Below are 12,235 nucleotides of genomic sequence, written 5' to 3' on the forward strand. Positions count from 1 at the left end.
TAAGGATATTAACGATTTGATTATCAGTAAAGCGTGTCTTTTTCATAGGATTCTCCTGCTGGTATATTTTAGCAGTTAATCTCTATTTCTAAGTGTTCTTATTTATTGGGGGGATTACCCTCGTTTTGATACGTTGTTAGTTGTGTAAGGATTTCAGCAATTTCAGGTGCCATACAAAAGAACCCTTGCCAGATACTACGAATATTTTTGTAGTCACAGTTAGGAAAAAAGCTCTTTATATCTTCTGATATGACAATAGATTTGTTGCAATGGAAAGCAGCATGAGTCCTACAACTGCGAGGGTTTAAGAGATCAGCGACTCCACCCTGCATATAGATGGGGTAAAAAACTTTTTTAAGTAACTTATCTAGGATTCTTTGATGAATGGCTTTTAGTCTAGGTTTTGCATTATGGGTATGTCGGACTTCACCATTAGGCTTGGTTATTTTTTTCCCTGGACACCAATATCTATCTTTATTAGCCAGAATATATTCTAGATCTTCCACTGTAACTTCTAATAGCTTAGCAAGTGAACTAATATTTGCAATTGGTGTAACCTGCGGTCGAGGGTGAAAGCCCATTGTTTAAGCTTCAATCATCGAATAAATTGTTTTGGTTAGAGATTCAATTTGCGTGTCTGTAATTTCCGAGATGGATTCTTGCTTAGCCGCTAAAAATACGAGGATACTTACTGGTATCTGTAAAGCATCAGCAATTGACTCTAGATTGGATAGGGTTGGTTGGCGTTTGTCTTTCTCTATTAATGATAAGTATGATTCAGAAACATCTGCTAAAGCACTTACTTGTAACTGCGTCATATTTCTCAATTTTCGACATTTTTTTATAACACTGCCGATTTTCATATTTTCAACCTTATAAGAGTGGTAAGGCTTGCTGTACTACTCTAGAAACTTTCTAAAAAGCTGAATAAGCTCAATAATACTGGGGAAGTAAATAAGTAAATCACCGAGCGTTTTTAAACCTATGGCCTTATAGTCTGCTTCTTTGGAAGCTGAGTTCTCTATTACTAAATCAAGATTCTCTATTGCTTCTTCAATTTTACGAGTAACACTGGGTTCTAATGTATCATGCGTAGTTGTTTGGATCTCAGCAAGCTGAGCCCGCAACTGTTCTAAAAGTTTTATATCATTCATATTATTTACGACGCTTTCTGACGGCACGGATTGTACCAGTCGACAACACAATCGAACCCGAGAGAAATAACATTAGAACGCCACAAGCCTTATACTGTGGCGAAGCCTCAGTCGAAATACTAAACGAATGACAAGTTGCGTAAGGCCAAACGAGGTAGTACAGAGGTCGAGGTCTTCGGGTGTTGCAGCTATAAAAATAGCGGCTAAAATCAGCCAGTTACAAGGTTCAATTAATAAATGATATCTTCTAAAACGCATCTAGACGGATCGTCTATTCTGAGTTGTTAGGTTACTACAAAACATTACTCTGAGTCAAGTTTTAGATCCGCCTATTAAACTCTAGTATTCAAGATATTCTCTAACTGGACGTTTCTTAAACTGTGAAGCATCTTTTTTGAGGCGATTAATCATCTCAAATTCCCACGCTTTGGGATCTTGACCTGCTGGACTGGTAGAGCTTACTAAATGATTGTAATCTGCCATAAAGCTAGGGTTACGAGCAATACGTCCTAGTTGCTTATCGTTAAGTCCTTCAATAGTAGTCCTATTTTCATTATTAGAAATTTTAGTACCAGTTTTTTCTTTATTTTTTTTCACTTTAAACTTGAATGTAAATCCTGTAATGACGCGGCCTTGTTTGTGTTGTTCATATTCAGAAGTAATATCAGTATGTTCATTTATTTGAGTTATCGCCAGATCTAAAACCCGTCTTTTGAAGGCTTCTATCCGTTGGTATTCGTCCACCAATCCTAGCTTTTCGCGCAATTCTACAAGCGATATCTGACTGGTTGTACCTACTGACCTCCATTGAATTATCAACTCATACAGCCTTATTGCGTACTCACTCTGCAATCCTACGACCTGCTTCAACTCATATTCTGTGTAACGTGCTTCAAGCCTGGTAATCAAAGGAATTACATCACTTGCAAATACTAATTCGACACAGCCTAAGTCGTCAATATAGCCGATCTTATCCACCCAACGGCTTTTATAATTACCTATCTTTCCCGAACGTTCATCCACCTTACTATAAGCAAAACCTGCCTCATACAATCCTTCTACTGCCCTTTTCATAGCTTCATACGATGTATGCTTTTCCACATTAAATTGTTTAGCGTAGCTTTGCGCATAAATTCGCAATAATCCACCTGCTTCTATTAATGTTTTTTGTTCCCTTGCCTCGATAATGGCTAAAAATATTAAGCGTTGTTCAACTACTCCTAAGCTATAACTCGCACCAATCAAGGAATTATCCTTAGTAACTAATTGTTTAGACATTTCCATATTCCAACCCATTTTTAACAACTATAATCCAACAATGCTATTAAAGCAACAACTCAAAAAATAAGTTGCTTTATGGGTCGTAAAACGTTGCTTTATGGGTCGTAAAACGTTGCTTTATGGGTCGTAAAACGTTGCTTTATGGGTCGTAAAACGTTGCTTTATAGAAGGCGAAACCCTTTTATGAAAAGCGTTTCAGAGGATGTAAAAGCTTTTAAAAGTATTTAAAAACATTAAAAACCTTTTTGGTTATTAATAATTAGAGTGACAAAAGAAAAGGCTAGTAAAGATAGCAATGAATTCAATATCAGTAATTTCAAATAATTTAAAAAGAAAGCTCAAAGCTTTAGTTAAATAGGGATAAAAGCATCCTATTAAGCTCCCTATAAGGTTCTAAGTATCGTTTGGTATAGTTGCTAGGTAAAATTTTTCCAACCCCCTTAGACGACCTTTATGAGCTTACCCAGTTCCATGATTGTTCATATCAACTAAAATCTTCGGAAGATTATTAGAATCTCAGTAGTTTTTATTACTGTGCCACCAAGGATCAACCTCTTATCACTGAATTGTTTCTCAAAAAAAGCCCTAGTATCAGCTGATACTAGGGCAATACAAAATTTTATTTTTTAATCCAAACTATTGTATGCTTTTATTCCTGCTTTATCGACTAATCTTTGAGAATTGGAGACCTTATTAGGTGCTGCCACCTCCCTTAATATCAATAACGATTCTAGCACTATCGGCATCAAAGCCTTGACCATATCATTCTGATTTGATGTGTTCTCTACCGATTTTGATCCTTTATCATCCGACTGCAATAAGTGCAGAATCTCACTAATATCTCCTTTCATAAACTTAAGATCTTCAAGGAAACTATTAGTATCTGATTCCAATTTTTTCTTTAAGTAGACACCAGGAGATTGCCCTTCCTTTGCTGCTATTGCTTCTAGTTTTAAGTAGACTTCAGATTTTAATCTAAATGATACGGTAGGGGTGTACATAATTATCCTTGTTTGCAAATTGTAGACAGTAATATATCATAAAAATCAGTTGCTTAAATTCATTTTGTTTGCACCTTGCATGCAGAAAAAATCGTCTTAAATCAGGTAAGTTGCTGATTTAAGACGATTTTTTTCATCCCGAGAGGGTGCGTAAGGTGTAGTCATTAAATTGGATAATTTAATGACCAAAAAGCAGGTAGAAAAATCGGTTATTTTCTACCTGTCGTAAGCCTTTTTAGCTAAAAAGGCTTATAAGAGCGTTACGTTAGTAAATCGTTAGCTAGATATGAGCAATTTATGAGCAATTGCTGTATGATTGATTGAAAGTTAGCAAATCGTTAGCAAATCGTTAGCAAAAGGGTAGTAAATCGTTAGTTAAATATGAGCAATTTATGAGCGTTTTTATAATTGAGATAATTGGCTTCAAGAATATAGGGAGATAGAAATTTATGGCTAAGAGAACAAAATTTTCCAAGTTTCGTGATCTTTATGAGGTGATCGAAGAGCTGGCTGTTTCATATACCTATGAAGGCGTGGTTGAGATATTAGCTGAGCGTCATGACCTCATTCTAACGACTGGCACACTGACTAATTATCTCTATCGCTATAGAAAAGAATCAAAGGAATTATCTGTCGCTACAGATAATTCTAGCAGTAATGTAGAGGTTGAGCCTGAGGTAAGAAAACAAGTTTTTGTTGACTTATATTCTAGTGACCCAATCCAAGAAAGCAATACAGATGCTAGGGATGAGCCATATGTACAGCCCACGCATGAAGAATTAGATACGGCTATGAAGAGATTTGAAGCGAAGCTAGCAAATAAAAGAAATAGATCTCTTCTTGATAGTTAAGTTATTGATAGTAAATAAATAAAAATTCCATAAAGGGACATTTTCCGAGTGTAAAAAGGAGCAATCTATGAGTATTGAAGGTATATCAGTAGCAAGTAACCATTTCATGATGTTTGAAGAGGCACAACGAGAATACTACCGTCAAATGGGTCGTCTTAACACCTTTGGTTTAGAAAACGAAGCTCATAGCGATAGCATACGTAAAAAGATGTTTGAGCTAAAAGATGAGGAACGTTTACTAAGAGAATATAGCGCGAGCGAACTCTACGCCATACAAAAACAGCTAGAACAGAAAATTGATGATTTTCTAGGTGGATTGGATGAGTAGCACATGACTATCACTTTTCGTGAAAGACTAAAGCCCTAAGATTGTTGAATTGACGGTACTTATCGCTTATATTAAGGATACATGAATAAGCTATAAGTAATGCTATGAGCACAACCAATTATAATATTCGTTTGGATCAAGAGTTAAAAGATAAGGCGTTTTCGGTGCTTGAGGGCTATGGTTTAACGCCTTCGCAAGCCATTAAGCTGTTTTTGCATCAGGTAGCAGAAACCAATAGCATACCGCTGTCCTTTGATTATCAGACAATGCCTAGCACCAATACGCTTGAAGACGGTGATCAATGATTGAGTTTGAATGGGATGAACAGAAAAATAGCAGTAATCAACGCAAACATGGCTTATCCTTTGAAGAAGCAGCTCGGGTATTTTTTGATCCTTTGTGTTTGCGTCAGCAAGACCGCTATGAAAATGGTGAAGAACGGTGGCAAGCGCTTGGCGCTGTGAATGGGGTGGCGGTATTGCTGGTCGCTCATACTCAAAGAGATAGTGAGGGCGGCGAGGTTATTCGTATCATATCAGCACGACGCGCCACTAAGGCTGAAAGGAGGTTTTATGAACAAGGTTAGCTATAAAGCAAATGAATTGCCGTCTTTAAGCGCTGAGCAAGAAGCCAACTTGCAACGATTGGCTACGCTTTCGGATCATGACATTGATTTGTCTGATATTCCTGAAGTTACCGATTGGTCGAGCGCGACTCGTGGTAGTGTGGTGGCGGATGATCCTATGGTAGGTGCTAGTATCGTGAGTCCTAGTATCATTGCAAGATTCCAGGATAAGGCGAAAAAGACAGGTGGTAACTACCAAGACATGATTAACGATGCGCTAGAAGAGTATTTATTGGATCATTAGTCGGTAAGCTTACAACGTTTAAAACTCCCACCACCGTTTTTTCTTCTTAGCCGTCGCGACGACTGAATCGTCTTTTTTTTCTTGCTCTTGTGCAAGTGGCGGCTCATCGCTCATTTCAGCTTGCTTAAACTCTAACAGTCTCACTTGTGCGAAATCTTGGATACTGGCGTTGGCTTTATCCAGTGTTTTGTTCAATTGTCCTATCTACTGCTGATAATTTTCAATTAACTTTTTTTGATCGTTTACCTGTTGGCTGAGATGTTCATTCTTGAGCTTTTCAAGCGCTAATTGGTGTTCAATGTCCGTATTGTACTGAACACTTTGACTGTTCAGAGGTGTACTTTGGACAGTGTTCACTGAACGTTCAGTACGTTTTTTAGAAATTGGCTCACCAAACACGCGCAACATTTCTGAAACGTCTATTTTCTTATCTGCCGTTCTAGAAAGCTCACCATCATTGACTTTCTGATAGATCGTCGTTCTTGATACACCCCACTCTTTTGCTGCTTTCGTCACGGATATGTTCATTGTTCACCTAGTGTTCAAGTACGTTTTTAGTGTCTGTACAGTGCAACTGTTCAGAACGTTCAGTGAACAACTATGGCACTAACCTGTCTATCAGGCAAATTATAAATAAACTGCTGTGTAAATCAGACTGTTAGTTATATAGCACTCACTTTATTGAACAAATATAGGGTATTATTAATGCTTGAAAGCAGTGTTTTGGATATCAAAAAAAGTAGGTTTTATGAAAAAAGTTATTCTAAGTATGGCGTTATCTCTCTTTGGCTTATCTGCTCAGGCAGCAGTTATTGTCACTGATAGAAACTAAAAGGACTGAGTCCTGTGCAGTACAGGACTCAGTCCTTGGGGTAAACTAAACCGTCCAATATTTGGGGGTCAGTTCATCCTAATTAGGCTTTTTATTTGTCTTCATAATTAGAGCTGTAAGATTTATTTAATATTATCACCCCAAGTGATAATAGGCTTAGCTAGACGGTAATTTGCTGCTGCATTCTTAGCCCCAATAGTACTAGCGATAAAGGTTAAAAGGGCACTAATCAGCCAAAATAATCCAGTATACAGAGCCGTTTTACGTGCGACGTCTTCTGCTTGCTGCATTCTTTGCTCAGCCATTTGTTTGGCTTCTGCAATATATTGTTCAGTTTTGACCTTATACTCATTAAATGATTGTTGAACCTCAGTACGCACTTCTAGCGCTTGCGTTTGAGTTAAACCCTGCTGCTGCAAACGTGTGATAATTTCAGGGCCTTTTAACGTCTCTTCAATAGATGCCATACGCTCTTTTGCATAAACGTCAATATTGCGCCATGTATTTAGGTCAGTAAAGTCCATGTTATTAACCTGTGTCTTGGTCTGATCGAACATATCCTTAATAACATTACTGACGGCAGCAATCTGTTGTTGATTCAAGTTCTGCGTATTTTTTGCAACCATCGCTTGTACGTCTTCTTTACTAATATCACCTGATACACGTTGATAAACTTCTTCTGCTTTTTGTTGTACGCTGTTGCTTTGTGATGCCGCCCCAGCAGCTGTTGCACCAACAGTGGCGGTCGTTGCTGCTGTTTTAGCCACAGTGCTTACTGTAGAGCCTACAACATTACCTGCCATTGATAAGATACTAGTAGCACTACTCATCGCGAAAAATGTGGTGAGTAATATAATTAAAGCTCCTGTAAGCATGCCTGTTAAAGTGGCGTCTTTTGGATCAATATCCGTGCCATCGCCAAATAGCGCTTCAGGTGCAGAGTACTTAATCGCGAAGTACCCAGCTACATAGGCACTAACTAAAGCAGTAATGGCCGCATAGATACCCCCAGCAATACTACTGCCTTTCAAATCAAAAGGTAATAATGAGCTCAGAACTAATGCAAGCGCAATCATCGCCATAACCACTATCAGTCCCATGACAAGACCGGCGACTACACCGCGCCACGACGGACGACGTTGAGGGAAATAAGAGGGGGTCATATTTACTCCTTATAAAGTTTTACTTTTATTTTATATTAATAATATGCCATATGAACAAATCCTTTAAATACATACTAACTGTAAGTTTTTGAAAGTTATATAGCTATTGAGTAGCCAAAAAGGGGCTTTTTAGCTGAATCAATAAATAAGAGAATATAGAGTTGTAAATATGAGTTCTTAAGATATACCTATATCTAACCAATCAGATGCTTTTACCGCTTCGGTTCCATAGTAAAAATTTGCACCTGGTAGGTAAGTGATTGATGATAAAATGAATTTTTGTTTAGGGCTTCACTCAGTACGCATTTTGTTGATAGTCGAATATTTATTTGCAGTAGCAGTAATGAATGAGTAAGATGTATTAACAAGAAAAAATACTGGGGGGGGGCGGTTATGAGCAATACGAAGTTTATTCTTCAAGCTTTAGGAGTGAGCGGTTTAATTTTGGTATTGGCCACTATGGTTGTTACTAGATTTATTTAACGTATCTCATTATAACAAACTTACCGGCTATCCTTTGTGAGCGTAGACGGTATAGTAGAAACTAGACGGGCGATCGTAACCCTTATTGCTTATGACTTAAGGTCTTTATAATTTACTCAATACTAGCCCCTATACCAACAATCGATTTGAGAATGGCTGCTACATTTCCCAGTCATCTAGCAATTCAATACTAATCCTATTGGCTGCAATTAATACCCGACTGAATGATTTGGTCATCTGGCTATTATCGTCTTTGGTCAACTCCGTTCTATGAGTATTCACTGTGGGCATTTCCAGCCAGTTAGTATTTACATTAGGTTTAATATTTCTGATTGCATGCCATGCTTGCTCTGATTTATACATGGTCATTTGCACTTAAGTTGTGATTGGTGCGCTATACAGGCATCGAACAGCCAGCTTTCTGTGGGTAAATGTTATAAAGTTTTCAAAAACGTTTTAGCCTCAATGGGCTTAGTAAACTCAATAAATTTAATATGCTGGTATTCAGGTTTGTTTATTAACTGACGAACCTTTTTACGATTTTTCTTATGCGTTGTAATCGTCCACCATATGATAGATTTTTTGGAAAATAGTCTTGTTAAGCTCTCTACATTATTGGTATCCCACAGCTTCTTTCTACTAATAGTCCTGAATACGGCACGTTTGAGAGCACGAGACAACACTAATGGGAACGAATAGTTCAGCCAAATGACGGTGTCGATATCTTTCCATTTTATAGGTATCGTCCGACTATAATTACCATCTAATACAAACGCTGGCTTATCTAGCGCCTTTTCAATATGTTTGATAAAAGTTTCATCATCAACATGCTGCCAATCATCCAGCCAAAATAATCCGTCCATTTCAACATATGCACAGTTAAGCTTATCTGCTAGAGCTTTGGCAAACGTAGATTTCCCTGAACCCGATGTACCTAACACGTTGATTCTTTTCATGGTTATACCATCTCAAATACTTATGAATACTTCGGCAATATCCAAAAAATGCACGTAGTATGCTTAAATTAGACTTTCTATTAGTTTTTATAAGCTCAACAATATTACTAAATTACCAAATAGCATTTAAGCAATTAATCTCCATTGCCTACGCCTTGAGCTAGGCATCACTAACTTTCAAAATGATAAATAGACTTAGCGCTGCTTGTCGACGCACTTTCTATAGTATTTAAATCGCCAGTGATGCTAGCTTTAACATCACCTAAATTGGGAGATGAAGGCGTGAGCCACAGCACCATGATCATGCCTAGTAGAACGAAAGTAACACCTACTAAACGTCCAGCGTTTATTTGTTTCACCGGTAAATTCATAAAACCGTATTGGTCTAATATTAATGAAATAAGCATTTGACCCGCGATCACGCAAACAATAAAGCGAGTTGCGCCTAAACGAGGGACTAGAATTAATGCGGATGTAATATAGATGACGCCAGCTATGCCACCAAACCAGACCCACATTGGTAATTGTCCAATTTCACTCAATATGGGCGTAGGGACACGCATAGAAAGAATGACAGGTATTACTATAAGTACACTCACCAATAACGACACTACCGTTGCCCAAAGAGGATGTCCAAGAGCACGGCCTAATTCAGCATTACTTGCAGCTTGGAGAGGGACTAAAGCGCCAGCAACTAAGGCGATAATGGCAAAAGAGATACCAGTAAGTGATAGATTCATACGTTTGCTCCAGATTTATTTAATTCTCTAGAGGAATTATTTCATATTAAAAATTTGAATTGAAATTATTGTTTTTTTACTTCACTATTCGTCATATGAATAACTTAAGACGTATTGACCTTAATTTGCTCGTGACGTTGCACGCATTATTAGTAGAAAAGCACGTATCACGAGCCGCTCTCCGGTTACATAAAAGTCAGCCGGCAGTTAGCCACGCGCTGGCCCATTTACGTACCATATTTGATGACCCTCTATTGGTTCGACGTTCAGGAAAATTGGAATTGACTTCGCGAGCGAGCGAGTTAATCCTGCCCTTGACTGATGTTCTAGAGCAGCTTGGTGCGTTGATTGAGACACCAGAATTCAATCCTCTCAGTGCGAAGCGAGTATTTCGTCTGGCTATGTCTGACTATGGCGCGCGTGTATTTATGCCGAGTTTGGTGCGCTCATTAAGAGTGCTTGCGCCTGGCATTGAGCTTGAGGTAAGTCAAGGAAGCCGCGAAGCGATGATGGCGGATGTGTTCGATGGTGAAACTGACATGGCTTTCGGTGTCTTCCCAGATAAAGTGCCAGAAGCGCTTCGTATGCACACCTTATTTATTGAGTCTTTTGCTTGTTTGGCAGACAAAAGCACTTTGCCAGAGAGTGGTATTCTCGATAAAGATAGTTGGTTGGCTCGACCGCATATCCTCGTTGCCATGCAATCAGGTGCTAATAATGAGATTGAACGTGCACTTAGTGGCGCAGGATTAAGTCGTCATGTTGTAATGACTTTGCCACACTGGGGAATTGCCAATCAATTAGTGGCTGGTACTGACCTGATTTTGACAGCGGCGCGGCGTAGCTTTGATATGACTGATAGCAACTCACAGGTTCAAATATTCGAACCACCTTTTCCAATTGAATCATTCGATTTTAAATTACTATGGCATCAACGCCGTGAGGGCGATGCAGCGCATAATTGGCTGAGGCAATTAATTATTAGTGTGCTTAATTCAGAGCTTAACGAAATAAGTTAGAAGAACTACCTAGAACAATGAATCAACCTAGGCTGTAAGCATATGTTTCTATGCTGTATAGCGCCCCGATCACGAATAGAATATGCATGGTAAGTACACTATGAAGTACACTACTGTCACTTGAGCCATTGCTACCACTAGCCCACAGCCAAAGATTCAAGTCCCATGTAGGGTACCGAACCAGTGAAAGCACCGGAATGGTTCCCTTAAGGTATACCCCAAGGGAACCAGCTATTTCACCACTCAAACGTATTAACAGACCACTTAAAACAGACTGGTATAATGGAACCACTTATAACAGACTATTTTAGGTGTTTATGTTTATTAGAGCGTATCTACGAGCGTCTACCAAAGAACAGGACGCTAAACGTGCCAAAAGCGAACTCATAGCATTTGCCAACGATCATGGCCACAAAATTGCTGCATTCTATGTCGAAAACGAATCAGGAGCTATCTTGGTGCGACCCAAGCTTATGCAGCTGATTGAAGATGCTCATAAGGGCGATGTGATCTTAGTTGAGCAGATTGATCGCTTGGCACGTTTGAACCAAGCTGATTGGGATACGCTCAAAAGAATGCTATCAGAGAAAAAGCTCTCTATCGTATCAAAAGAGCTGCCGACCTCATATATGGCGCTTCAACCTGAACGCAGTACTGAGTTTATGAGCAGTGTATTGCAAGCCATTAACGCGATGATGCTAGATATGCTCGCAGCCATTGCTCGAAAAGACTATGAGGATCGCCGTAACCGCCAGATGCAGGGTATTGCTCGTGCTAAGGCAGAAGGTAAGTATTCAGGACGTAGGAAGGATATCGAAAAGCGCAAGATTATCGCCAGTCTGCTCAAATCAGGTCATAGCTATTCTGAGATACAAGGTATGACCAAGTGCTCACGGCATCTGATTGCTGATGTGGCCAAGGAAAGACCGAAGATGCTCAGTACTCATTAAGTGGTTCTACTACGGCAGTCTACTATAAGTAGTCTGTTAATTGATTAATAAGCCTTTTTAGTTGGTTCCGCTGGGATATGCTTGTTCATTACCTAACTTACCCAAAATTTCATATTGATTAGCTAAAATCACACGTTCTGTATCTGTAAAGCTCATAATCACCTCTTATATTAATTATAGTTAAAAAATAGACAGCTCAGTTGCTAACTCATAAACAGAGTAACAGAAGACACACTGTCAATTTAATACAAATAATTAATAAATATTTAGTTAAAAATATTTATTAAAAATGCAGCTTAAACAGATAACCATTCACTAGTGATGTATGCTGAAAAAACCGTAGACAAAAACTTGGTAAACTAAAGAAGACAAATAGGTGCTCTCTGTTTAATTTTGTGTAAATAACTTGCTCCGCTTCGAGATTTTTATCATGTCTGTTATGGTAAAAACCAATAAGTTGATAGCGAATCGACAACTTATTTTTATAAATATATTAGACCTCTTGCAAAAGTCATAAACCAAGCTCGAAATTCACAACAGCGGCGAATAGCTTCATTCTAAGATCATAGCGCTGACGACGGTTGCGATATTTATGAGCAACAATTTTG

General features: G+C 38.6%; 18 protein-coding genes and 1 pseudogene. 8 read left to right on the forward strand and 11 right to left on the reverse strand.

The genetic code is table 11. The annotated features are described in order from the left end of the window. Positions 1-98: 98 nt before the first annotated feature. From ACP69U_RS13040 to ACP69U_RS13060, 5 genes are all read right to left on the reverse strand, one after another. Positions 99-581 carry a hypothetical protein gene (locus tag ACP69U_RS13040; protein WP_426138745.1) on the reverse strand — a complete coding sequence of 161 codons (483 nt, stop codon included), beginning with the start codon at positions 579-581 and terminating at the stop codon, positions 99-101. A gap of 3 nt (positions 582-584) precedes the next feature. Next, entirely contained in the window at positions 585-863 is a 279-nt protein-coding gene (locus tag ACP69U_RS13045) for a helix-turn-helix domain-containing protein (RefSeq protein WP_248957077.1), read from the reverse strand. A 36-nt stretch (positions 864-899) separates the two neighbouring features. Continuing rightward, on the reverse strand, positions 900-1,154 hold the full coding sequence (locus ACP69U_RS13050) for a hypothetical protein (protein WP_248957078.1): 255 nt from the start codon (positions 1,152-1,154) through the stop codon (positions 900-902). Between the two features lie 339 nt (positions 1,155-1,493). Beyond that, on the reverse strand, positions 1,494-2,432 hold the full coding sequence (gene repM / locus ACP69U_RS13055) for a replication initiation protein RepM (protein ID WP_248957079.1): 939 nt from the start codon (positions 2,430-2,432) through the stop codon (positions 1,494-1,496). Positions 2,433-3,061: 629 nt separating this feature from the next. Beyond that, the gene (locus ACP69U_RS13060; protein ID WP_248957080.1) at positions 3,062-3,436 is read right to left on the reverse strand and encodes a hypothetical protein; all 375 of its coding nucleotides are present in this window, start codon (positions 3,434-3,436) and stop codon (positions 3,062-3,064) included. A 449-nt stretch (positions 3,437-3,885) separates the two neighbouring features. Between ACP69U_RS13060 and ACP69U_RS13065 the strand changes: the two genes are divergently transcribed. The 5 genes from ACP69U_RS13065 to ACP69U_RS13085 all read left to right on the forward strand — a co-directional run bounded on the left by ACP69U_RS13065 (position 3,886) and on the right by ACP69U_RS13085 (position 5,484). Further along, entirely contained in the window at positions 3,886-4,287 is a 402-nt protein-coding gene (locus ACP69U_RS13065; RefSeq protein ID WP_248957057.1) for a hypothetical protein, read from the forward strand. Positions 4,288-4,354: 67 nt separating this feature from the next. Beyond that, entirely contained in the window at positions 4,355-4,615 is a 261-nt protein-coding gene (locus tag ACP69U_RS13070; RefSeq protein WP_248957058.1) for a hypothetical protein, read from the forward strand. 104 nt (positions 4,616-4,719) lie between these two features. Continuing rightward, positions 4,720-4,920, forward strand: coding sequence for a type II toxin-antitoxin system RelB/DinJ family antitoxin (locus tag ACP69U_RS13075; protein ID WP_011512369.1), 201 nt, complete (start codon positions 4,720-4,722; stop codon positions 4,918-4,920). Beyond that, positions 4,917-5,201, forward strand: coding sequence for a BrnT family toxin (locus tag ACP69U_RS13080; protein WP_181716922.1), 285 nt, complete (start codon positions 4,917-4,919; stop codon positions 5,199-5,201). The genes ACP69U_RS13075 and ACP69U_RS13080 overlap by 4 nt, the downstream gene beginning before the upstream one ends. After that, positions 5,188-5,484 (forward strand): hypothetical protein, encoded by a 297-nt coding sequence (locus ACP69U_RS13085; protein ID WP_248957059.1) that lies wholly within the window; start codon positions 5,188-5,190, stop codon positions 5,482-5,484. The genes ACP69U_RS13080 and ACP69U_RS13085 overlap by 14 nt, the downstream gene beginning before the upstream one ends. Before the next feature lie 18 nt (positions 5,485-5,502). Here the strand turns inward: ACP69U_RS13085 and ACP69U_RS13090 are convergent, their stop codons facing one another. Together ACP69U_RS13090 and ACP69U_RS13095 are read right to left on the reverse strand one after the other, a co-directional pair. Beyond that, positions 5,503-5,679, reverse strand: a complete 177-nt coding sequence (locus tag ACP69U_RS13090) for a hypothetical protein (protein ID WP_248957060.1) — start codon at positions 5,677-5,679, stop codon at positions 5,503-5,505. Between the two features lie 9 nt (positions 5,680-5,688). Then, entirely contained in the window at positions 5,689-6,000 is a 312-nt protein-coding gene (locus tag ACP69U_RS13095; RefSeq protein ID WP_426138746.1) for a hypothetical protein, read from the reverse strand. A 309-nt stretch (positions 6,001-6,309) separates the two neighbouring features. Here ACP69U_RS13095 and ACP69U_RS13100 point away from each other — a divergent pair. Continuing rightward, positions 6,310-6,360 (forward strand): annotated as a pseudogene (locus ACP69U_RS13100) (IS3 family transposase); the annotation flags it as partial. Between the two features lie 78 nt (positions 6,361-6,438). Here ACP69U_RS13100 and ACP69U_RS13105 read toward each other — a convergent pair. From ACP69U_RS13105 to ACP69U_RS13120, 4 genes are all read right to left on the reverse strand, one after another. Continuing rightward, positions 6,439-7,479, reverse strand: coding sequence for a hypothetical protein (locus ACP69U_RS13105; protein WP_248957062.1), 1,041 nt, complete (start codon positions 7,477-7,479; stop codon positions 6,439-6,441). A gap of 642 nt (positions 7,480-8,121) precedes the next feature. Next, positions 8,122-8,331: a hypothetical protein gene (locus tag ACP69U_RS13110; RefSeq protein WP_248957063.1), complete on the reverse strand. Its 210-nt coding sequence runs from the start codon at positions 8,329-8,331 to the stop codon at positions 8,122-8,124. A gap of 65 nt (positions 8,332-8,396) precedes the next feature. Continuing rightward, a complete protein-coding gene (locus tag ACP69U_RS13115; protein WP_248957064.1) occupies positions 8,397-8,918 on the reverse strand; it encodes an AAA family ATPase in 522 nt (173 codons plus the stop codon). A gap of 170 nt (positions 8,919-9,088) precedes the next feature. Then, complete coding sequence (locus ACP69U_RS13120) at positions 9,089-9,658, reverse strand: DMT family transporter (protein WP_426138747.1); 570 nt, start codon at positions 9,656-9,658, stop codon at positions 9,089-9,091. Positions 9,659-9,753: 95 nt separating this feature from the next. Here ACP69U_RS13120 and ACP69U_RS13125 point away from each other — a divergent pair, with 95 nt between their 5' ends. After that, positions 9,754-10,677: a LysR family transcriptional regulator gene (locus ACP69U_RS13125; protein WP_346349202.1), complete on the forward strand. Its 924-nt coding sequence runs from the start codon at positions 9,754-9,756 to the stop codon at positions 10,675-10,677. A gap of 317 nt (positions 10,678-10,994) precedes the next feature. Further along, a complete protein-coding gene (locus ACP69U_RS13130; protein ID WP_058025516.1) occupies positions 10,995-11,627 on the forward strand; it encodes a recombinase family protein in 633 nt (210 codons plus the stop codon). Positions 11,628-12,235: the final 608 nt, after the last annotated feature.

Source organism: Psychrobacter sp. TWR1-1-1, from assembly GCF_049895865.1.
Lineage (GTDB): Bacteria > Pseudomonadota > Gammaproteobacteria > Pseudomonadales > Moraxellaceae > Psychrobacter > Psychrobacter immobilis_A.

Excerpts from the sequence above, each read along its gene's own strand:
- ACP69U_RS13045 (WP_248957077.1), bottom strand. The coding sequence starts at position 863 with ATGAAAATCGGCAGTGTTATAAAAAAATGTCGAAAATTGAGAAATATG.
- ACP69U_RS13125 (WP_346349202.1), top strand. The coding sequence starts at position 9,754 with ATGAATAACTTAAGACGTATTGACCTTAATTTGCTCGTGACGTTGCAC.
- ACP69U_RS13080 (WP_181716922.1), top strand. The coding sequence starts at position 4,917 with ATGATTGAGTTTGAATGGGATGAACAGAAAAATAGCAGTAATCAACGC.
- ACP69U_RS13085 (WP_248957059.1), top strand. The coding sequence starts at position 5,188 with ATGAACAAGGTTAGCTATAAAGCAAATGAATTGCCGTCTTTAAGCGCT.
- ACP69U_RS13040 (WP_426138745.1), bottom strand. The coding sequence starts at position 581 with ATGGGCTTTCACCCTCGACCGCAGGTTACACCAATTGCAAATATTAGT.
- ACP69U_RS13115 (WP_248957064.1), bottom strand. The coding sequence starts at position 8,918 with ATGAAAAGAATCAACGTGTTAGGTACATCGGGTTCAGGGAAATCTACG.
- ACP69U_RS13060 (WP_248957080.1), bottom strand. The coding sequence starts at position 3,436 with ATGTACACCCCTACCGTATCATTTAGATTAAAATCTGAAGTCTACTTA.
- ACP69U_RS13050 (WP_248957078.1), bottom strand. The coding sequence starts at position 1,154 with ATGAATGATATAAAACTTTTAGAACAGTTGCGGGCTCAGCTTGCTGAG.
- ACP69U_RS13130 (WP_058025516.1), top strand. The coding sequence starts at position 10,995 with ATGTTTATTAGAGCGTATCTACGAGCGTCTACCAAAGAACAGGACGCT.
- ACP69U_RS13070 (WP_248957058.1), top strand. The coding sequence starts at position 4,355 with ATGAGTATTGAAGGTATATCAGTAGCAAGTAACCATTTCATGATGTTT.
- ACP69U_RS13075 (WP_011512369.1), top strand. The coding sequence starts at position 4,720 with ATGAGCACAACCAATTATAATATTCGTTTGGATCAAGAGTTAAAAGAT.
- ACP69U_RS13105 (WP_248957062.1), bottom strand. The coding sequence starts at position 7,479 with ATGACCCCCTCTTATTTCCCTCAACGTCGTCCGTCGTGGCGCGGTGTA.
- repM (WP_248957079.1), bottom strand. The coding sequence starts at position 2,432 with ATGTCTAAACAATTAGTTACTAAGGATAATTCCTTGATTGGTGCGAGT.
- ACP69U_RS13065 (WP_248957057.1), top strand. The coding sequence starts at position 3,886 with ATGGCTAAGAGAACAAAATTTTCCAAGTTTCGTGATCTTTATGAGGTG.
- ACP69U_RS13110 (WP_248957063.1), bottom strand. The coding sequence starts at position 8,331 with ATGACCATGTATAAATCAGAGCAAGCATGGCATGCAATCAGAAATATT.
- ACP69U_RS13120 (WP_426138747.1), bottom strand. The coding sequence starts at position 9,658 with ATGAATCTATCACTTACTGGTATCTCTTTTGCCATTATCGCCTTAGTT.